Annotated in this window: 1 protein-coding gene; it reads right to left on the reverse strand. The window is 70.3% G+C overall.

Features of this window, described 5'->3' with window-relative positions:
* On the reverse strand, window positions 1-232 hold a 232-nt coding region (locus SB753_RS41910; RefSeq protein ID WP_410805801.1), incomplete at both ends, for a PD-(D/E)XK nuclease family protein.

The raw sequence follows: 232 nt of genomic DNA on the forward strand, positions 1-232 counted from the left end.
GACCGCCACCTGATAGGCGGCCAGCTGTGCGTGCTCGGCGACGCCGGAGTCGGATTCGGGGTCGTTCTTCCCGGTCTTCAGGTCGACGACGACCACGGGCCCTTCCGGTCCGCTCGACATCCGCTCCCAACCGCGTCCGCGAGCATGGGAGTGCTCGCCGGCCGCCGGCGGATAGGCCTCCACCCGGTCGATGTACCCGTGGATGACGGCCTGATTCGACCGGTCCTCCCCG

Origin of the sequence: Paraburkholderia sp. SIMBA_053 (genome assembly GCF_046534895.1) — a bacterium.
Classification (GTDB): Bacteria; Pseudomonadota; Gammaproteobacteria; order Burkholderiales; family Burkholderiaceae; genus Paraburkholderia; species Paraburkholderia caledonica.